Here is an 18818-nt window from a genome sequence, read left to right on the forward strand (position 1 = left end):
CGGAAAGCCGCGATGAACCTAAAATAATCGGAACAACTAGCCAGCTTAGAAGAACGATAAACCTGATGTTCTATCGCTATTAACTATTAGAAGATCTATCGATCATTATCAGCATCGAACAATATCGTATAAGTAGAGTGACTGATCGCCCCCCTTCCCCTGAATGTTAAACGATGCAATAGAGTTGCTATATTTGATGGATCAAGGCCTTCAAACTAGAGTTTAGGCTGACCAAAAGATCAGGCAATATCCTCGTATTCGATCCCTCTGCCGCTAAACCCCACTATGCTACTCATTATAAAGTCACTGAGCACTCCAGCCAAGAATGCCATAAAGGTTGCCCTAGCATTTTGTTTAGCTATCTACCTTGCGTTGTATTTTAACCTTGAGAAGCCTTACTGGGCGGCTATCGTGGTCAATATATTGGCCATCACTGATACTATTACTGCTGGCAAGAAAAAAGGCATTCTCAGATTGTTGGGGACGCTTTGTGGCGCGTTTGTCGGGCTTTGGTTAATCGCTGTTTTTGGGCAAGATCGATATTATTTTTTAGCAAACATCGCACTGTTACTCGCAATTTGTATATACATGGGTTCCGATCCGGTCATCGGCTATGCTTACATTACGGCATTTATTGTCTGCATCCTGCTGGCGATATCTGGCAGCTTTGATGGTGTAGCTACATTTAATATTGCGGTACTAAGGCTGCAAGAAACCCTGCTTGGCTTCGTGGTCTATACGACCATCTATAGCGTGGTTTGGCCTGAGGATGATGACACACGCTTTAACAACGAAGTCAGTGTTGTTTTAGAGGCGATGTCTCCCCTCATTCATTCACTCGCTTACAATGACTCAGCGCAGCGTTTCCAGTTACACACGAGCTGCGAGTTAAATATTGAAAGCCCGACCTTCAAAGCGCTGAACGATCTGATGCGCCTGCCCGATTTGCATGGCCGTATGCCTGCCAGAAAGCAGTGGAAGCATCAACAGCAAACTCAAGCAATCTGGGTTGCCAAACAGTTACTGCAAAACGCCCATGATCAAGGGGTTGATCACAATGATTTTTCGATACTTAACCAGGCTATGGCTTTTATTGAAGCATCATCGGTTAATGTCGATTACAAGCCCCCTTTTCCAGAGACAGTCAAACAATTCTACCAGGGTAACTTTAAGAAAAAGCGCTTATTTGCCCGATTACTTGACAACAGCCAGCAACGATTAAGCAATACGTTAGTCGGCACAATGAGCTTCATCTCAGCAATTCTAGTCTGGATATATCTACCAATATCATCGGGAAGTCTGTTCATCATTAACAGTGCCATTTGCGCCTTGATATTAAGCAACATGCCTAGGCAAATGATAAAGCACTGGACCATTGGCTACTTAGCCTTTGGGTCACTGTTCCTCATTCAGTATGTTCTGCTGTTACCTTCGATGACCGAAGTATGGCAATTAATGGCATTTTACTTTGTTAATGTCTTTATGGTGTATCGCCTGTTCGCTGGTAATCAGTGGATGGTCTATCGAGTTCTCGGGGGCAACCTATTAGTAATGATTACCATGAGCGCAACGCAACTTGTGCCTGTTTATGACGTCACTACCCCTTTGAACCTACTCATTTATATGATGGTTGCACTGGCTTTCATCCGCTTTTACACCCGCTTAATACACCGTAAAAGTTAACCACTATAACCTCACACAAAGACCACTAAGGCATAAAGTAATGAAAATGAGTAAATGCTCTGCGCTTGTCGTTATCGACCTGCAACAAGGTATCGTTGATCAATTACCGGAAACCGTGTCCCGACCGATCATAGAGAACAGCCTTGCTCTCTGCGATGCATTTGATGATGCTGATTTACCCGTAATTATTGTTAATGTAGCCGGTCGTCCACAAGGCCGAACGGAACTGCAAAATAAAGCGGCTCAGCCTGACGCATCAAAGATCGTATGGGGAGAGGTCATCGAAAGCCTGCGCCTAAACCCTAATTATCGCTATCTAACCAAATATTCCTGGGGTGCATTTACCAACACAGATTTGCAGAAGCAGCTTTGTGAGCAAGGTATTACGGATATTTATCTGACCGGGGTAGCAACAAGTATTGGGGTCGAATCAACGGCTAGACAAGCATTTGAACTGGGTTATAACGTGGTGATTGTCGAAGATGCGATTGCAGATATGAACCCGATGAACCACCAGCACAGCTGCCAAAATATATTCCCAAAACTCAGTGTTTTAGCAAAAGCTCAAGACTTGCTATAACTGTCTCGTCCTAAAATACGTTGACCGTATTTTCATTAAACAATAAAAAGCCGACAGCGAATTAAGCTGTCGGCTGATGATCGTTCTATCTCAAGTACATTCTATCTCAAACAAGAGAAATAGGATTAAGCGTTAGCTTCACGCTCAGCGATGAACTCAAGAGCCATCTTGATACGAGCGATTACGCGCTCTTTACCAACAAGCTCCATCACAGCATCAACAGAAGGAGACTGACCACCGCCTGTTACTGCTACGCGAAGTGGCATACCGATTTTACCCATGCCGATCTCTAGCTCTTCACATACAGCTGCAATTACACCATCTTTGATGTTTGCAGTAGTGAAATTTTCAAGTGCTTCAACCTTAGCAAGAGCAAGCTCTAGTGGGCCTTTAGCAACACCACGTAGGTGCTTCTTCGCTGCGCCAGCTTCAAACTCAGAGAAATCTTCGTAGAAGTAACGAGATTGCTCAGCAAGTTCGATAAGCGTGTTACAACGCTCGCCAACTAGCTTGATCACTTCAGTGATAGCTGGACCGTTTGTTGTATCGATCTTCTGTGCGTCTAGGTGCCATTGCAGGTATTTTGCAACGTACTCAGGCTCAGATGTCTTGATGTAGTGGTTGTTCAACCAAAGTAGCTTATCAGTGTTGAATGCAGAAGCAGACTTGCTGATAGCGTTCAGGCTGAAGAATTCAATCATCTCTTCTTGAGAGAAGATCTCTTGGTCACCGTGAGACCAGCCTAAACGAACTAGATAGTTGTTTAATGCATTTGGTAGGTAACCTTCATCGCGGTATTGCATTACAGAAACAGCACCGTGACGCTTAGAAAGTTTCGCACCGTCATCACCAAGAATCATTGCACAGTGAGCGAACGTTGGAACTGGCGCGCCTAGTGCTTCATAGATGTTGATTTGACGAGGTGTGTTGTTGATGTGGTCTTCACCACGAACAACGTGTGTGATACCCATGTCCCAGTCATCCACTACTACTACGAAGTTGTAAGTTGGTGCACCGTCTGTACGACGAATGATCAGGTCATCAAGTTGGCTGTTTGCGATTTCAATGCGACCACGGATTTGGTCATCAAATACTACGCTGCCTTCTTTAGGGTTACGGAAACGGATAACGCACGCATCGCCTTCTTTTGCTGCTTCGTTTGCTGCAACAATTTTAGGGTGGTTAGCATCGTAGCGAGCCATTTCTTTGTTTTCTTCTTGCTCTGCACGAATTTCATCAAGCAGCTCTTTAGACGCGTAGCATTTGAATGCTTTGTCTTCAGCAAGTAGCTTATCAACCATTTCGTTGTAACGGTCAAAACGCTTAGATTGGTAGTAAGGACCTTCATCCCATTCCATACCCATCCATTGCATGCCTTCTAGAATTGCATCAACCGCTTCTTGAGAGTTACGCTCAAGGTCCGTGTCTTCGATACGTAGAACGAATTCACCACCTTGGTTTTTAGCGTATAGCCAAGAGTAAAGTGCAGTGCGCGCACCACCAACGTGTAGGTAGCCAGTTGGGCTAGGAGCAAAACGAGTTTTAACCGTCATTTAAATACCTTGATTAAGTAGGTGATTCTTTTAGTGCTCGCCATTACAAGGCCTGCAATAGTCAAACATCACTAAATTTTGGGCGCTATTTTATCACCACCGCTTAAATCTACAATCAGTAGTGAATGATTAATGCGCTGTTGTTGTACGAAAGCCGTTATTGAAAGGCCAATTACGCCCTTAAAGTCGTAAATAGATAGTCTTAGCAAGTAGATTATAGCCGCACATTCTTAATTTCCCTCTTCCATTCCAAACTGAAACCACTAGCTAGCACTCCACCAAGATCAAATTCTTGAATTTATGTTTGACCTTACCCTTACGGGAAGGTTTATGTTAGGCGTAGATGAGAATTGGAGTATCGATATGAACTACTACACAACGGCGCTCAACGGCCTAAATTGCATGGGTTGCGCGAAGAAAGTTCGCACACTGTTTAGCGATCTCGACAGCACGATGATTAATGACATATCGCCGACCTACATCGATATTTCGACTCCATTTAGTTACATTCAGCTCAACGAACAGTTAGCAACGCTTGGCTATTCTATGGGTAATCAGCTGCACCTTTCGCTATCCGGTCTGAGTTGCGGCAAGTGTGTGAGCAAACTGACTAAAGCGCTTGAACAAACTGAGCAAGCCTTAAACCTAGAAGTCAGCAAACAGGAATTATCACTGGTTACTCTGCTTTCTGAGTCTGAGGTGATTAAGCTGGTCGAAAGCCTGGGTTACCACGCAGCTCCCTACTCAGAAACGAATGACCTTTCATCGAGTTCAGATTTAGAAGACGAACAAGCAGATAAAAAGAGTGAAGATAAAACCGCAGCTAGCCAATATACCTATCACCTTGTTCTTGAGGGGATGACTTGTGCGAGTTGTGTCTCTTCGGTAGAGAAAGCACTGAAAAAGAATGAGTTCGTCGACCAAGCTCAGATCAATCTCGCAGAACAGACAGCCTTAGTTTTCACCTCTAAAACACGAGACGTCATCGAAAGCGCGCTAATAGAATCCGTAAAAACCGCAGGTTATGGTGCAGAGTTCGTTGATGACGCGGCGACTCAACAGCAAAAACAACAAGAACAGCAACTTCGCACTCAACAGGCCTTCCTAAAAAATTCAGTGAGTGCGCTACTGCTTGGGGCACCGCTAATGGCATGGGGCGTGTTCGGCGGCAGCATGACCATTACTACATTTAACGACCAACTGGCTTGGGGATTCATTGGTGTGGTTTGTTTAGTGTTGTTAGCCACTTCTGGACGCAGCTTCTTCACCAATGCTTGGCAATCCTTGATGCATAAACGCGCGACCATGGATACCTTAGTCGCTCTAGGTACAGGCGCAGCATGGTTCTATTCAATGTTGGTTGTGCTGATTCCATCATGGTTTCCAGAACCATCTCGCCATGTCTACTTTGAAGCAAGCGCAATGATCGTTGGCTTAATTTCTTTGGGTCATTACATCGAAGCCAAAGCCAAAGCGCGTACCACAAAATCTTTACAGGCATTGATTAACTTACAGCCTCAAAAAGCGGTGGTTATTGTCGATGGCAAAGAACAAACCATCGCAGTAGAAGCGATTCAGGTAGGCATGCAGGTACGAGTAAAACCCGGAGAAAAAGTACCGGTTGATGGTGTCGTAGTCTCAGGTGAATCTTATATCGATGAGTCGATGCTGACCGGTGAACCACTGCCCAACGTCAAAACAATAAATGATGGCGTTTCTGCGGGCACTATTAATGGGGATGGTAGTTTAATTATTGAAGCGACTGGGATTGGATCAAGCACCATGCTGGCTCGGATCATTCAAATGGTTCGCCAAGCGCAAAGCAGTAAACCAGCAATCGCCAAGCTTGCCGATTCTATCTCAGCCGTTTTTGTTCCGGTTGTGGTCGCAATCGCAGTTGCTGCCGCCTTAGTTTGGTTTTTTGTTGGCCCACAACCAAGCGCCAGTTACATGCTAGTGGTATCAACCACAGTGCTGATCATCGCTTGTCCATGTGCCTTAGGCCTTGCGACACCACTTTCAATTACTGTCGGCGTTGGCAAAGCCGCTGAGTTTGGCGTTCTGATCAAAGATGCCGATGTGTTGCAATCTGCAAGCAAAATTGATGCTGTCGTGTTTGATAAAACAGGCACATTAACCCAAGGTAAGCCAACCGTTCAGCAAGCCTTTTATGGCGATTTATCAGAACAAGAATTACTGGCTTGTGCTTATTCAGTAGAAGTAGGATCTGAGCACCCACTCGCCAAAGCCGTTTGCCAATATGCAGAGAGCTTGGAAGTTTCAGTACTCCCACACAGCGAATTTGAAAACCAACGAGGGCTTGGGGTTCAAGCAACAATTAACGGCAAGAAAGTGCAAGTTGGCTCGCTTAAGTACCTCACCCAATTAGGTATCAATACAGAGGTTGGCGCGGATTTCATCGAGCTTTGCCGCTCGCAAGCGTGGACGCCTATTTTCATTGCGATTGACCAAAAACTGGAAGGCATATTGGGCATTTCAGACGCGTTAAAAATAGATAGCAAACAGGCGATAGCTCAACTAAAATCCGCCGGAATTCACACTGTGCTATTAACGGGCGACAACGACTCTGTAGCTCAAGCGATAGGTAAAAACGTCGGTATCGACGAAGTGATTTCAGAAGTGCTTCCAGAGCAGAAAGCTCAACACATTGTTCAGCTGCAACAGCAATATAAGAGTGTTGCCATGGTCGGAGACGGTATTAACGACGCGCCTGCACTTGCTCAAGCAGATATAGGCATAGCAATGGGCAGTGGCAGTGATGTCGCGATTGAAAGTGCGCAAATGACGCTACTCAACTCATCGCCATTATCAGTAAGCAACGCGATCGAGCTATCTCAAGCGACCGTGAGAAATATGAAGCAAAACCTATTTGGTGCCTTCATCTACAACTCGCTTGGTATTCCTATCGCGGCCGGTGTGCTTTACCCATTTTTCGGATTTCTGCTTAGCCCTGTCGTTGCAGGCGCTGCGATGGCGATGTCGTCAATTACTGTAGTCAGCAATGCCAACAGGCTGAGATTGTTCAAACCAACTCATTCTAATATTAATAAAAACCATATTCATGAGGTTAACCATGATTCGTAAAATTATGACTCTTACTGCACTCGCTGCAATCTCAGGACAAGCTTTAGCTACTGATGTTCTAAACCACAAATCTCCATACTGCGGCTGCTGCACAGAATGGACTGAACATATGCGAGATGCTGGGTTCGATGTTACTGAGAAGCTCCACGATGATATGAACCCAATCAAGCAGAAACTAGGGATAACACAAGAGCTAGCCTCTTGCCACACTGCAGAGATCGACGGATACGTATTTGAAGGACACATTCCAGCAGATGACATTAAAGCCTTTCTAGAAAACCCACCACGTAATGCGATTGGTTTAGCGGTTCCGGGTATGCCAATGGGTTCGCCAGGCATGGAATATGGCGATAAGAAAGACGAGTATTCTGTGTATGCGTTTAATGAAAAAGGTCAGGTGTTTGAATACCGTCACTACAACGGGAAATAGAACCTAAACAGACCAACACACAGCAATAAAAAGAAGTCATAAAAATAGAGCCTAGCATTCAGTAATCCCAAGACTGTGGTTTACTTGCTAGGCTCTTTGCTTTTGGACAGTAAAGCAAATCTTGTCGCGGCACCAACCGGGCTGTTAGTACCGCTATGTTCCCCTCGCTAATTAGCTAGCAAGCTATTTAGCAAAAAGCTATTTAGCGAAGAAGCTCACTCGGCTAATAATCTAATAGACTAAGCAACCAAGCGAATCAGCTTAGAAGCCGTAAGAAGCACCGAATACGAATGCGTTGTTCTGCTTAGAATCGCCGTTCGCGAAGTCTACGCCGTTAGCTTGGCTACGGAATTCAAAGTAAGGTTGAACACCTTGACGAGTCCATGTTGCACGTAACTCGTGGTCCATCGCTTCAGCATCAATCATGTATACGTTGTTGTAGCTAAGCGCTAGGTCAGCATTCACTGTGTAAGCAATGCGGTTATCCATGCGGTAGTCTGTGTCAGCGTTAGCAGAAGTATCATCAATGTGTGCACGAGTACGGTTGCTAATAGAGATACCGTTGTCGAAGTTGTAACCGATCTTAACTAATGGACGGAACTGAATGCTTTCACCCGCAGAGAATAGGTGTTGGTAACCAGCAGCAACCCATAGGTTGTCAGTGATATTGAAAGATTGCTCACCACCTACAGTGATACCAGGAGTAGTATTACCTGCGCCGCCATTTTCAGATTCAAGTTTGCCCAGTTGGATACCATCAAACTCAGAATAAACCGTGAAGCCGCCTAGAGAGTTGTCAAACGTGTGACCAGCTTCTAGCGTAGAAGTCATGTCAGAACCGTGGATACGGCCATCGTCATGAATTTGGATGTTACCCGTTACGTAAGAAGAACCAGCAAAAGCACTAGAAGCGAAAGCAAGAGAAAGAGCACTTAGAGCGATAATTTTTTTCATAGTAAACTGCCTTAGTTTAATTTTTTCAGCGGCACATCTTCGGTACATCATTCACCTTCACCGCTTGAGTAGTTGGTAGCCTCCCTGGCATGAAATCTATGTTGCTCGAATTAATTCGCGTTTAAAAATAAAAGACTGGGCAGAGTGATCTCTCTCACTGTCAAAAAAGAAAAAGTTATTTAATACTTTAAAATCAATCTCTTAAAAATATAAAAATTGATAAAAAACTCAAGACAAAAAAACACACAGATCCAGATCACATTATTTCACGTCGCGAAATTAGAATGAGTCAGTTCAATCACACTTGATTTAGAGTTTTTTATGGAGGACTTATTTTTTGAAGAGAATAATGAGAAGCGCGTCACTTTTGCGATGGAACTCACCTTATGTGCATTGTTGACGATATAAACAAAGAGTATTTCTATATGTTTCAGCTTAAGAGAAGTGCCTAACTTAGTTTGGACGAAAAAAAAGCTCCCACTTTTATCTAAATAAGACAATAGCTAGGGAGCTTTTCTATTAATGTTGCTTATCGATTATTTTACCGAAGTCACTCGACTTACTTTCTCGCCACTTTCAGAGATAGAGCGGATGTAAGTTTCGCCAGAAACCGATGGACGTTGTTGCTCATCATACGTTAGCCAGTTTTCACCATCAGCTGAGTATTGAAGCTCTACGCCTGGGAATTGAACGTTCATTGCAAGCTTGCCATCAACCACTTTTGCACCTGGAACTGGTAGTCGGTAATCAATACCTGCTTTTTCTAGCTTAGCTAGCTCACGTTGACCAAGAATATTCGCGAAGCGATTAAAGTCGCTGTTTAGAGCCTGCTTATTCACTAAGTTGGTTTCTTGAGAGTACTCAACGCCCACTTTGTAGTCGTTTTCCCAATCTGCTCGGTGCCATGCGCGCTCTGCTGCTGCCAATACGCGAGGGAACACCATGTATTCATATTGCTCGTCAGTACGTACTGTTTCTGACCAAAGTTGAGCTGACAGACCGTAGAAAGGTTTCGCTTCAACCTCACCTTTACCACTGAAGCCATTGCCGTCACGGTCTAGAGATGTTTCTGCGTTTTGTGGCATGTTCTCTGGCGCAAAGCCAAACATCTTACGAGTATCGGTTGCACGTGTTGCCCAGTAGTAACCACGTTCTGCTGCGTCTACTTCGTATGGCATATCCATGTATACGTAATCTGGGTTAGAAACAATTACGTCATAACCTTTCGCAGACCAGTCGTAAACTGATGAAGTGCCGCCCCAGTAAAGAACATCCCAGAAGTTAACGCGCGTACTTTCTGTTGCAAATGCTTCTTCACCTTCGCTGTATTTCAGGCCATCTTGCCACGCTTGGAAGTGTGGAATACCCTTCTCAGCAACAATCTTAGACACCTCTTCTGCAAAGTGGCTTGGCAGGTGACCGAAATCGCTTACTGTACCGTCAGCAATTAATTTCTGACATTGTGGAGATTGTTGGAACGGCTTATCTTGCTTAGATAAATCAATGTTACCTTTCCATGCCACTTTGTCTTCTGCATTAATATCTTGTAAGCCAGCGCCTAACTTAATGTTTTTCGCTTCATCGCCACCAAAGTGCCAAGTCGTTAGCGGTACGCCCGCTTCTTGGTGCATTGCCGCCACTTCAGAGATTACTTTATCGACGAAGTGAGTTGATGACTCCATACATGGGTTAATGAAGCTTTGCTTATCGTAGAACTGAACCGTGGTTACATTCGATGTATCTTGCGGATCCATCAAGCGGTATTCGTTCGCTTCTGCTTCTTTGCCTTCCGCCATGAGACGAGTGTAACGCGCTTCCATTGATACCACAGCTGAACGAGCGTGTGCTGGCATATCAATTTCAGGGATAACTTCGATGCTGCGCGCTTTAGCGTAGCTTAGGATCTCGACGTAATCCGCTTTACTAAAGAAACCAGAGCCAAAGTTGTCTGTTGTTGGACCAGAACCTAGCTGAGGCAGTAAGCAGCTTTGTTCATCCAAATCAAAACAACGATTAGACCCTACATCCGTTAGCTCTGGTAAACCTGGAATTTCTAAACGCCAACCTTCATCATCCGTTAGGTGAAGGTGCAGTTTATTCATCTTGTATGCCGCCATTTGATCTAGCGTTGCTAGGATGGCATCTTTTGAGTGGAAGTTTCGAGCAACGTCCACCATCACACCACGATAATCAAAGCGCGGCGCATCTTTAATTGACAGTTGTGGTAATGATTCAGCGTTCTGACTATCTATTAGGCCAAAAATAGACTGAACTGCGTAGAAAGCACCCGTTTTATCAAACGCTTTAATTGCAATCCCCTCTTCCGAGATGCTTAGTTCATAAGCGCCAGATTTCGCTAAATCACCCGTAAACTGAGTAGGAACAACAGCGACACTCACAGGTAGGTCGCCACTCACATCTACGTTTACCACATCTGCACGTTCTTCAATTGCTGCGAATTGCTCAGCGTCGAATGCGTCTTTAGGTAGGGCAATACCACCAGCAATGCTAACTGAACCTTCACCGGCTTCTACCGACATTGGCGTTGGTAGTAAAGTAGTTGATACGTCTTGCGTTGCTAGATCAGCATTCTTTTCAAAACGCGTCACCGCTGTCGCCATTACGTTATTATCATCAGGCGTACGCTTAAGGTTATTACCCTCTAGACCAGTTACGAACGATGCAACATCTTCTGTATTCAATGATGCAATCATCTTAGGTTCTGCGTTTGGCGCCGTCACGAATGCACCTGGCATAAAGTCAGTTTCAAACAGTTGCCAGTATTCACTCGTTAACGGAAGAACCACTTCTTCACCAGCCGCAAAGCCGTCAAATTTTTCAGTAGGTTCTAGCTTGTGAAGGTCACCAGTAACGCGAGTGATCTTAAATTGCTCATTATCAACATCTAAAATAAGACGAATACTGTGGAAGTAGATGCTCCAATCTTTAGAGTCAATCGCTTCACCGTCATTGGTTAGCGTCATGTTCACTTTATTACATGACGCCCATTCAGCACCTAGGTCCTGACAAGCCAAGCCTTCATTCGCACCATGATTAGTTAGAATTTCGTACTGAACATCAAGATTATCAGCCAGTGCATTCACTACTTTTTGTTCTGGTGCTTGCGTTACTGCACAACCTGTTAGGCCAGCCAATACCGCTACAGATAGTAAGTTTCTCTTCAACATCGTATTCACCCATAAATTAAAAATTGAGTAAGAAGCAAAATGGAGCGCTTCGAAAGTTAGATAAACTATATGGGCTTATTTTTTACCGTGAATTAAATCGAGCTAATAAAGTGATCGGCTTCAAATCTCAAAAATTTTTATAAATTTAATTTAAATAAAATCATCAAGTTACAAGCAACGGCACTTCCGTCATTTTAATTTTGACGTAAAATTTGAGAAATGAATCACAATCTTTTTTACCGATTTCATAAAATCGTGTCATTGGTAGTCAGAAAGGATTTAGAGTTTCAGCGTATTATTATACTTTTCGTACAAACAACGTGACATTGTTCTCAAAAAAAACCGTTAAAAAACACCGTCAAAATCGATTTTAACGAGTTTAATACTTCCTTAAGGAGCTCCCTTTGCGTCCACTCTGGTACATGGTTTTATTCGTTCTCGCTTTTTCAGCTAGGCAAGCGGTCGCCGAGCCCCTTTATTGGCAAGCACAAAAGGATGATCTGACACTCACTATCTTAGGTTCAGTGCACGTTGGAGACGAGAGTATGTACCCCCTTCCTTCGGCGATCACCGACGCGCTAAAAAACAGTGATGGCTTAATTATCGAAACGGATATCAGAAAGTCTGATGGCGTTGTATATCCCCGCAACAAACTCACGACTGCCGATGTACTCAATACAGAACAGCTGCAATTATTAACCGACATATCAAAATCATTGGGCATGCCGACGCAACAACTGCTTCGCTCACCGCCTTGGGCAACTTCTCTCTCCATACAAATGCAGCAGTTAAAAAACCTTGGTTATGGCTCCGCCAGCGGCGTTGATGCGACGCTAGCGAACAAAGCGACTACCCAAGATGTTCCGGTTATCAGTTTGGAGCCTCTGCAATTCCAAATAGACCTGATGACAAAACAAAAGGACGACGGTAAGGAGTGGTTAGTCAGTAGCCTAGAAGAATTTGACCAAACTGATCGCGTGGTTCATTGCCTGATTGAAAGCTGGAAAGCGGGTGATTTAGCGAAGCTGGAAGCCTTCTCAGAACTGTCAGAGATGTCGCCTGAACTTGAGAAAGCATTCTTAACCGATCGCAACATAGACTGGGCAAACAAACTATCCTCCAATGATTGGAAGCTTAAGACTAAAGGGAACTACATGATAGTAGTTGGTACCTTGCACCTAATTGGAGAAGGTAACCTTATACAGTTATTAGAAAAGAAAGGCTTCAGTGTCATTCAGCAATCACAAAGCCAATCAGCCCAATGTCAATTTGAGACTAGCTAAAAAAGCTAACGATGCTCAACCTCATTTTGTTTTCGTTATAAAAGCATTTCCTTAATAACAGAATCTTTACATTTAATAGCACCATTGCAGTGCTATTATCTTTCGCTCTTTTTACCTATGGCGTTGTTCTAATGAAACCAGTACTTTTTGCTTTCCCTTTAGCCCTCACGATGCTGATGCCCTCAATAGCCTCAGCCAAAGAAACTTGTACGGTAGAACAATTTCAAGCTATCGACATTCAGCCAGATACAAAGGGGGGCGTGATAGATAAAGAAAGTGGGCAATTTCTCATTACAGAGAAACCACCGATGCGCTGCGCCAATATTACGTTCACAACATCTACAACACGAAACCGTATCGCAAGCCAAATGAACAACAATTTTGAAGCAAACTTTTACGACAACCAAACGGGAAGTTCTCACTCGGTGACGTTTGATGAAGATGAAGTAAAGGCAGGTTACATTCGAATAGGCCCGAATAAGCCAGCGGAAGCGTATGTTTGTTTTGTTACCTCGGAAACACCGATAAAAGATATTACGTGCGATGTGAATTGATCATTGAGTTGCTTGAAGAAAAAAACAGGGCTAAGGGAAAGGTCCGTTTTCCGCATAGCCCTATTTTGCTGCTTACTCGGTAGCTTAAAGTATGTCTGTACTCGCTTCGGAATAACGTGCGATAATCGGATTTTCTAATGCATTCGGATCGCTCGGCGACCACATTCCACGCTTCATGCCTTTCACAATCAAATGAATCACCGCGGCATCAATAGCAGACATCACAGCAATATTGACCGGTTCATTTTGGCTATAGCCCATCTCTACTTCTAACAACTCTTTGTAGTCAACAAAGCGAAATGCACCGAAGCCGATTTCATGGGAGGAAATGGTTTTAGTCGTCGTGACACTCAAAAGAACTTGCCCAGTTCGAACATCGACGGCTCTCAAATTCACCGTGACTTGATCCGTTCTGTATTGCCCGGAACCACCAATACCTAGATACTTGGCGCCAGCACCGCCTGTCACGATATTCGAGTCATAAGCCACAATCCCGCCTTCGATGACGATGTTAGCGGAACTCAAAGACGACAAGTCTGCCCCATGATTATTTACGACCTTATCTTTTTTCTGAGCCGCTCGAATAATCTTACGTTCAGTCAATAAGTTTTGGAGCCCTTCACGCTCCAGAGGTACAAACCACTGAGAGTCGATAAGTGCCGTGGTCAATAAAGACGTCCCACCCTGTGGCACTGCTGTGGAAAAGTTACTGTTTGGCTGAGGCTTGTATTGGCCTGTTTGATCTCTAAAGTCATACACTGAGACCAATATTTTGCCGCGAGGCTGAGGTAGTGAGATGAGATCGGTATAAGTCGATCCTCTCGGCATCAGTTTTGGCGTTTCAGAAGTCTCTGGAATTTGCATAGAGTAAGTGCACCCTCCCAACACAAAGGTCAAGAAGACGATAATGATCGATTTCATAACACAATCCTTGTGATTAGAGGTCTGGGTTTAGTCCCGAAACACTGATTTCTGTTGATTCCCCTGTCGCTTTATCGACGATTTGAACGAGTAAGGTCCCGGAGTCGTCAACAATATTGAGGAAAAAGTCATCTGTTTCTAACTGCCCTGTATTTCCGTTACCTACATCAGCAAGCAACTGGCTTATCAAACGAGACTCTAAACTAGACGCTAAACGATCTAAGGCTGATTCTTGCTCATCAAAGATATCCCTTGCACTTGGGTCTTCATAATCATTGATAGCATTAGCGTGATTAAAAAGGTGAGAACTGTTTAAAGCGTTTCCGCCAAAACTTGGATTTACGGGCGTATAAACTAATTCGCTTGAGTAAACCGAAGGCGAAACTATCAGCGCAATGAGCGCGGCCTTTCTGAAAAATATCGACATCCTTGGCTCCTTAAAATTCATCATGGTCTAGATCGTAAGTGTCCTGAAAGATCCGTTCCGCTTGCCATCGGATGATGTAATTCCCAACCACTCGTGTTGCATCGGCAGCGCGTTCTTTCGCTTGTCTACGACCAGGGGACAACGCCGTACGGAAGATCGGTTTTCTAGAGTGTTGAACCTCTATGATGCTTCCTGATAACGCCGTTGGCCTTTCTTTTACCGTCAAATTTTCCTTAAGGTCGGGATAACTATCATTGAGCGATTGCGAGAAGAAAAAATAGAAATCCTCTCCCAACCGCGTAATGGTTCTGTCCACAATGATTCCATCGACTTCACTGAAGTCATTGAATTTTTCCTTAAGATTATTTGTCGAGTCCTCAAGTTTTTGTCCATTTTCTAAAGGAGCAGCATTTTCAAGACCATGACTCTTTTCTTCTGCATGAAGAGCAAAGGAAAGCAGAGTTATTGTAAGCAGCTTGATTTTCATATGTGCTCCCATTCAAAGTCTATTTACAAAATGAGAATGTGATTCGTTGAAACTGAATAAAGCGTAATTCATGCTTACAGTGGCATATATAAACTTTCGAATTAATTACTGAAGGGAATTGATTAACTAAGGTTGGTAGGATTCGGTCAAATACTAATTAAATTTCATATGAACAACTAAATATTTTCAACTTTAAGTTTATAGCTGTTCGTAAATTCAAGGCCTAGGATTTCGATAAGACAAAGGTTCACTCATTCCCTACGCAGTTTATTTTCGTAGGGATCATAATCACGAACACTTTAAGGTAAAGATGATGGTAATTGGGAAAGCATCACTTATCAGCTTAACTTGTTTATATTTTTTATCAGGAGGTTTTAATAATGCTATCGCGTCAGATATAGAAGGGGATTTTTTACATAATGTTAATCAAGATATAGTCAATGATTATAATTATTTAGAAAGCTTCTCTTCTGGAGATTTAGATAATTATTCAGAATTAAATATAACTAATGCTACTGATTCAATAGCAATAATAAAGCAACGCAGTCCTGGTATTACCGCGAACAACAGAGCGAAGATAACGCAAAGCGGAAGTTCTAACTCCGCATACATTGGTCAAACAGGGCGCAATAATACCGCCTTAATAGACCAGAATGGTTCAAATAACGATGCCGCAATTGGGCAACTCGGAGTAAATTCTGAAGCGCTTATTTCCCAAGACGGGAATAACAATTTAGCAGTTATCGGACAAGCTAACTTCTCAAGACAGAGTAGTCAGCTGAGCATTGACCAAAAAGGCAATGGCAATACTGCTTATTTGGTTGGTTCTGGAAGAAGTAATTTAGGAATTTCTCAAGACGGCAACGACTTTGCTTTAGTAAAAGCGTCTAGCTCAATGAGAATTCACATCAATCAAGCAAATTAGCGCGCAGTATGGAAGCTTGATTCAAGTTGCTTCTCTGTGAAGCAACAACAACGTCGACATGGAAATGTATAAGGATACAACTTATGAAACTAACAAAAATTGGAATTATAGTCGGTGCCATCATTGGGTTAAATGTAGCTCACGCAGATGATTTGCCAGCTCCATACCCAGCCTCAGCTCCAGGGGATGGAGTGATTGAAGGTACAACAGATCTTGGAATTGACGGTGCTCTTACAGCAGCAGCTGGTGGGGTAACGATACCAACAGCGAGTGATAACACAGCACTTTGGCAAATGGGTGATGGTGCCAGAGCTAATGTAACTATTAATCAAAATACAGCGGGCACTATAAACGGCCATACCGCATTAGTTGACACGCACCGAAGTTACAGATCCGATGTGGTTGTTGAACAAAGTGGTAATCTTAATGAGGCCCATGTTCAACTTAGAGGCTGGTATAACAACGCACTTATCGATCAAAATGGCGAATCAAACCAAGCTCGAGTTCAAGTTGCGGGAGGTGGTCTAGCTATCGGAAACGACCTTCGAGTTACACAAATGGGTGATGACAACATTTCAGTATCAGTTGCTCTTGGAGGAGCTGACTACAACAGAGCTGAAACTACTATAAATGGCGATTCAAACAAGACATATACAGAATTCAGTAACTCTGATGTTGACTATAATAACGTTGAAATTGACATCAGTGGTGACGACAACTATGTGCAAACTATCGTTAACAATAGCGTCGGTGGTGGTGATTGGAACGATGCCGATATTGAGTTAGTAAATAGTGATAGAAATAGAGTATTCATTCTACAAACAGGCTCTCATTCTGATGCTGTTGTTCAACTCCAGAACAGTAATATGAACCAATTTACGGTTGAACAAACATCAAATGATAGTGCAGTTGTACTAGGTAATGGTGCTTACGGTAATGTCGGTATTATTTACCAAAATTAATATGAGTGTCAGTGCATACATTAAAACGGCGCTAGTCGCCGTTTTATTTATTTCTTTCCATTTTAATGGATTTTCTTCTGATTTAAATTCAGTACAGTGCCTGATAAAAAATAAAAGTCTTATTCTGACCATAAATAACAGTATGGCATCTTCATTAACGTTGAGTACGAACACCAACTCTAATTTCAACCAGAATACGAATAGTGGTATTACAACGTTGATTATTAATATAAATCAGTTTCCTGCCACTATAAAACTTCACCCAAACAAGGGGATCTGGAAAATTCATAAAGACTGTACAATCAATAAAATAAAACCATAAATCTCGGTAATTCCCTCTTTCTACTTAAGTATTATTTTACCTTCGACAATACTATTAAATTAATTTCATAAACTTGATGAATAATTAGCTTTAAAAATTAGCAAAATAACAATACGTGCTTTAAACTAAAACACCTAAAGTTCAAGTAATGAGTTAAGAAAAGGAGTTCCACATGGCTAAACTGGAGGCTCATCACGCCATTTTACTTGCGGAGAACAATTTACAATCGATACTACTAAAAGAGTCCATAGAACAGAAAGTTAACCTGAACATAAAACTCATATCACCGGAAAGGCTCAGTGCTAAATCCCTAAAAAACGATGACTTAGTTCTGATTATTATTGATTTCCCGACAATGAGTAAGCAATACATTGAGAAATACCAGGAGCTCAGAGATGACGTAGCAAGTGATGTCCATGAAGTGCTACTCAATACACCAGGCGATTTCCCGCACTCTGAAATGCTTAAATGGCAGTATCTTGTCGGCATTTTTTATACGTCGGACACGCTTGAAAAGCTCGTGGCCGGCTTTAACTGCATTTTGCAAGGCGAGATGTGGATGAGTAGAAAGCTCATTTACCAGTACATTAGCTTCTACAGAGAGAGGCAGTGCGCGAAAACCAGCCCTTATTACCTCAAGCTCACCAAACGCGAGCAGCAGATCATTAAGTTACTCGGTGATGGAGCATCTAACACTCAGATAGCAGATACCCTCTATGTCAGTGAAAATACGGTCAAAGCACACCTTCACAACACGTTTAAAAAAATCAAGGTGAAGAATCGCTTACAAGCTTTGATCTGGGTTAAGAACAACGTTGCGACAAATGAGTTTGTCCAATAGACCTAACTCTCTGCCCTCAACCATAAACAGTCAATGCAGTTAGAATGTAGAAATCCCAAATACAAAAAAGCCGTAGCATCTCTGCTACGGCTTTCTTTAATGTGGTCGGTGAAGAGGGATTCGAACCCCCGACCCTCTGGTCCCAAACCAGATGCGCTACCAAGCTGCGCTATTCACCGAGATATCTAACTGGCTCATTGCCTGTCGATGGAGCGTATAATACGGGTTCTGAATTTATCCGCAAGGGCTTTTTCTCATATTTATTGCGATTTTGAATCGTTCGAACAAAAGACATACAACAACGAGCATGATGTGACGAAAAACACACAGTTACCAACAAGTATTTAACTTATGAAACAGGATTGATCCAGATCAGTGAATTGATAATGCTTGTTAATACACTAAGCCATGTCATATAACTTTGAGGTATACACATGGACTTTTGGCTAGATCTCCTATTTGGTAATGCGGTGGGACTATCTTCAATGATAGTAATCTTCGGGGCTCTGGGTCTCATGATGTTTTATGGAGGCTTCTTCATATACAAAGTTATGACTGAAAAATCTCCTCACTAGAATCGCTCTGCCTAAATCATTTACTTTT

At 43.0% G+C, this 18818-nt stretch carries 16 protein-coding genes and 1 tRNA gene; 10 read left to right on the forward strand and 7 right to left on the reverse strand.

Annotated elements, in window-relative coordinates; all coding sequences use genetic code 11:
* Window positions 1-285 precede the first annotated feature (285 nt).
* Window positions 286-1683: an FUSC family protein gene (locus AB4263_RS10995; protein ID WP_372098204.1), complete on the forward strand. Its 1398-nt coding sequence runs from the start codon at window positions 286-288 to the stop codon at window positions 1681-1683.
* 40 nt (window positions 1684-1723) lie between these two features.
* The gene (locus AB4263_RS11000) at window positions 1724-2263 is read left to right on the forward strand and encodes an isochorismatase family cysteine hydrolase (protein WP_017060533.1); all 540 of its coding nucleotides are present in this window, start codon (window positions 1724-1726) and stop codon (window positions 2261-2263) included.
* A gap of 125 nt (window positions 2264-2388) precedes the next feature.
* Here AB4263_RS11000 and gltX read toward each other — a convergent pair whose 3' ends face one another.
* Window positions 2389-3816, reverse strand: coding sequence for a glutamate--tRNA ligase (gene gltX, locus AB4263_RS11005; RefSeq protein WP_372098205.1), 1428 nt, complete (start codon window positions 3814-3816; stop codon window positions 2389-2391).
* Between the two features lie 300 nt (window positions 3817-4116).
* Between gltX and AB4263_RS11010 the strand changes: the two genes are divergently transcribed.
* Together AB4263_RS11010 and AB4263_RS11015 are read left to right on the forward strand one after the other, a co-directional pair.
* Complete coding sequence (locus AB4263_RS11010; protein ID WP_372098206.1) at window positions 4117-6921, forward strand: copper-translocating P-type ATPase; 2805 nt, start codon at window positions 4117-4119, stop codon at window positions 6919-6921.
* Entirely contained in the window at window positions 6911-7351 is a 441-nt protein-coding gene (locus AB4263_RS11015) for a DUF411 domain-containing protein (RefSeq protein ID WP_017064149.1), read from the forward strand. The genes AB4263_RS11010 and AB4263_RS11015 overlap by 11 nt, the downstream gene beginning before the upstream one ends.
* 261 nt (window positions 7352-7612) lie before the next feature.
* On the opposite strand, the gene AB4263_RS11020 is transcribed toward AB4263_RS11015, so the two are convergent.
* On the reverse strand, window positions 7613-8305 hold the full coding sequence (locus tag AB4263_RS11020; protein ID WP_017064150.1) for an oligogalacturonate-specific porin KdgM family protein: 693 nt from the start codon (window positions 8303-8305) through the stop codon (window positions 7613-7615).
* A 536-nt stretch (window positions 8306-8841) separates the two neighbouring features.
* Window positions 8842-11493, reverse strand: coding sequence for a beta-N-acetylhexosaminidase (locus tag AB4263_RS11025; RefSeq protein WP_372098207.1), 2652 nt, complete (start codon window positions 11491-11493; stop codon window positions 8842-8844).
* A 404-nt stretch (window positions 11494-11897) separates the two neighbouring features.
* Between AB4263_RS11025 and AB4263_RS11030 the strand changes: the two genes are divergently transcribed.
* A complete protein-coding gene (locus AB4263_RS11030) occupies window positions 11898-12776 on the forward strand; it encodes a TraB/GumN family protein (RefSeq protein ID WP_029235194.1) in 879 nt (292 codons plus the stop codon).
* A gap of 131 nt (window positions 12777-12907) precedes the next feature.
* The gene (locus tag AB4263_RS11035; protein WP_017060540.1) at window positions 12908-13330 is read left to right on the forward strand and encodes a hypothetical protein; all 423 of its coding nucleotides are present in this window, start codon (window positions 12908-12910) and stop codon (window positions 13328-13330) included.
* Between the two features lie 84 nt (window positions 13331-13414).
* On the opposite strand, the gene AB4263_RS11040 is transcribed toward AB4263_RS11035, so the two are convergent.
* Genes AB4263_RS11040 through AB4263_RS11050 form a run of 3 tightly spaced genes read right to left on the reverse strand, consistent with a single transcriptional unit; the run spans window position 13415 to window position 15165 of the window.
* On the reverse strand, window positions 13415-14251 hold the full coding sequence (locus tag AB4263_RS11040; RefSeq protein WP_017064153.1) for a CsgG/HfaB family protein: 837 nt from the start codon (window positions 14249-14251) through the stop codon (window positions 13415-13417).
* Between the two features lie 16 nt (window positions 14252-14267).
* On the reverse strand, window positions 14268-14678 hold the full coding sequence (locus AB4263_RS11045; protein WP_017064154.1) for a curli assembly protein CsgF: 411 nt from the start codon (window positions 14676-14678) through the stop codon (window positions 14268-14270).
* Between the two features lie 10 nt (window positions 14679-14688).
* On the reverse strand, window positions 14689-15165 hold the full coding sequence (locus tag AB4263_RS11050; RefSeq protein ID WP_017064155.1) for a curli production assembly/transport protein CsgE: 477 nt from the start codon (window positions 15163-15165) through the stop codon (window positions 14689-14691).
* A gap of 313 nt (window positions 15166-15478) precedes the next feature.
* Here AB4263_RS11050 and AB4263_RS11055 point away from each other — a divergent pair, with 313 nt between their 5' ends.
* The 3 genes from AB4263_RS11055 to AB4263_RS11065 all read left to right on the forward strand — a co-directional run bounded on the left by AB4263_RS11055 (window position 15479) and on the right by AB4263_RS11065 (window position 18215).
* Window positions 15479-16090, forward strand: coding sequence for a curlin subunit CsgB (locus AB4263_RS11055; RefSeq protein ID WP_372098212.1), 612 nt, complete (start codon window positions 15479-15481; stop codon window positions 16088-16090).
* Between the two features lie 83 nt (window positions 16091-16173).
* Window positions 16174-17052 (forward strand): curlin, encoded by an 879-nt coding sequence (locus AB4263_RS11060; RefSeq protein ID WP_372098208.1) that lies wholly within the window; start codon window positions 16174-16176, stop codon window positions 17050-17052.
* A gap of 494 nt (window positions 17053-17546) precedes the next feature.
* On the forward strand, window positions 17547-18215 hold the full coding sequence (locus tag AB4263_RS11065; RefSeq protein WP_372098209.1) for a LuxR C-terminal-related transcriptional regulator: 669 nt from the start codon (window positions 17547-17549) through the stop codon (window positions 18213-18215).
* A 102-nt stretch (window positions 18216-18317) separates the two neighbouring features.
* On the opposite strand, the gene AB4263_RS11070 is transcribed toward AB4263_RS11065, so the two are convergent.
* Window positions 18318-18394, reverse strand: a tRNA-Pro gene (locus AB4263_RS11070).
* Between the two features lie 255 nt (window positions 18395-18649).
* Between AB4263_RS11070 and AB4263_RS11075 the strand changes: the two genes are divergently transcribed.
* On the forward strand, window positions 18650-18790 hold the full coding sequence (locus AB4263_RS11075) for a DUF3149 domain-containing protein (protein WP_017062321.1): 141 nt from the start codon (window positions 18650-18652) through the stop codon (window positions 18788-18790).
* Window positions 18791-18818: the final 28 nt, after the last annotated feature.

Source organism: Vibrio sp. 10N.261.55.C5, from assembly GCF_041470505.1.
In the GTDB taxonomy this organism is placed as follows: Bacteria; Pseudomonadota; Gammaproteobacteria; order Enterobacterales; family Vibrionaceae; genus Vibrio; species Vibrio crassostreae_C.

Bases quoted from the DNA above. Each gene is read 5' to 3' on its own strand.
- AB4263_RS10995 (WP_372098204.1), top strand. From the start codon at position 286: ATGCTACTCATTATAAAGTCACTGAGCACTCCAGCCAAGAATGCCATA.
- AB4263_RS11000 (WP_017060533.1), top strand. From the start codon at position 1,724: ATGAAAATGAGTAAATGCTCTGCGCTTGTCGTTATCGACCTGCAACAA.
- gltX (WP_372098205.1), bottom strand. From the start codon at position 3,816: ATGACGGTTAAAACTCGTTTTGCTCCTAGCCCAACTGGCTACCTACAC.
- AB4263_RS11010 (WP_372098206.1), top strand. From the start codon at position 4,117: ATGTTTGACCTTACCCTTACGGGAAGGTTTATGTTAGGCGTAGATGAG.
- AB4263_RS11015 (WP_017064149.1), top strand. From the start codon at position 6,911: ATGATTCGTAAAATTATGACTCTTACTGCACTCGCTGCAATCTCAGGA.
- AB4263_RS11020 (WP_017064150.1), bottom strand. From the start codon at position 8,305: ATGAAAAAAATTATCGCTCTAAGTGCTCTTTCTCTTGCTTTCGCTTCT.
- AB4263_RS11025 (WP_372098207.1), bottom strand. From the start codon at position 11,493: ATGTTGAAGAGAAACTTACTATCTGTAGCGGTATTGGCTGGCCTAACA.
- AB4263_RS11035 (WP_017060540.1), top strand. From the start codon at position 12,908: ATGAAACCAGTACTTTTTGCTTTCCCTTTAGCCCTCACGATGCTGATG.
- AB4263_RS11040 (WP_017064153.1), bottom strand. From the start codon at position 14,251: ATGAAATCGATCATTATCGTCTTCTTGACCTTTGTGTTGGGAGGGTGC.
- AB4263_RS11045 (WP_017064154.1), bottom strand. From the start codon at position 14,678: ATGTCGATATTTTTCAGAAAGGCCGCGCTCATTGCGCTGATAGTTTCG.
- AB4263_RS11050 (WP_017064155.1), bottom strand. From the start codon at position 15,165: ATGAAAATCAAGCTGCTTACAATAACTCTGCTTTCCTTTGCTCTTCAT.
- AB4263_RS11055 (WP_372098212.1), top strand. From the start codon at position 15,479: ATGGTAATTGGGAAAGCATCACTTATCAGCTTAACTTGTTTATATTTT.
- AB4263_RS11060 (WP_372098208.1), top strand. From the start codon at position 16,174: ATGAAACTAACAAAAATTGGAATTATAGTCGGTGCCATCATTGGGTTA.
- AB4263_RS11065 (WP_372098209.1), top strand. From the start codon at position 17,547: ATGGCTAAACTGGAGGCTCATCACGCCATTTTACTTGCGGAGAACAAT.
- AB4263_RS11075 (WP_017062321.1), top strand. From the start codon at position 18,650: ATGGACTTTTGGCTAGATCTCCTATTTGGTAATGCGGTGGGACTATCT.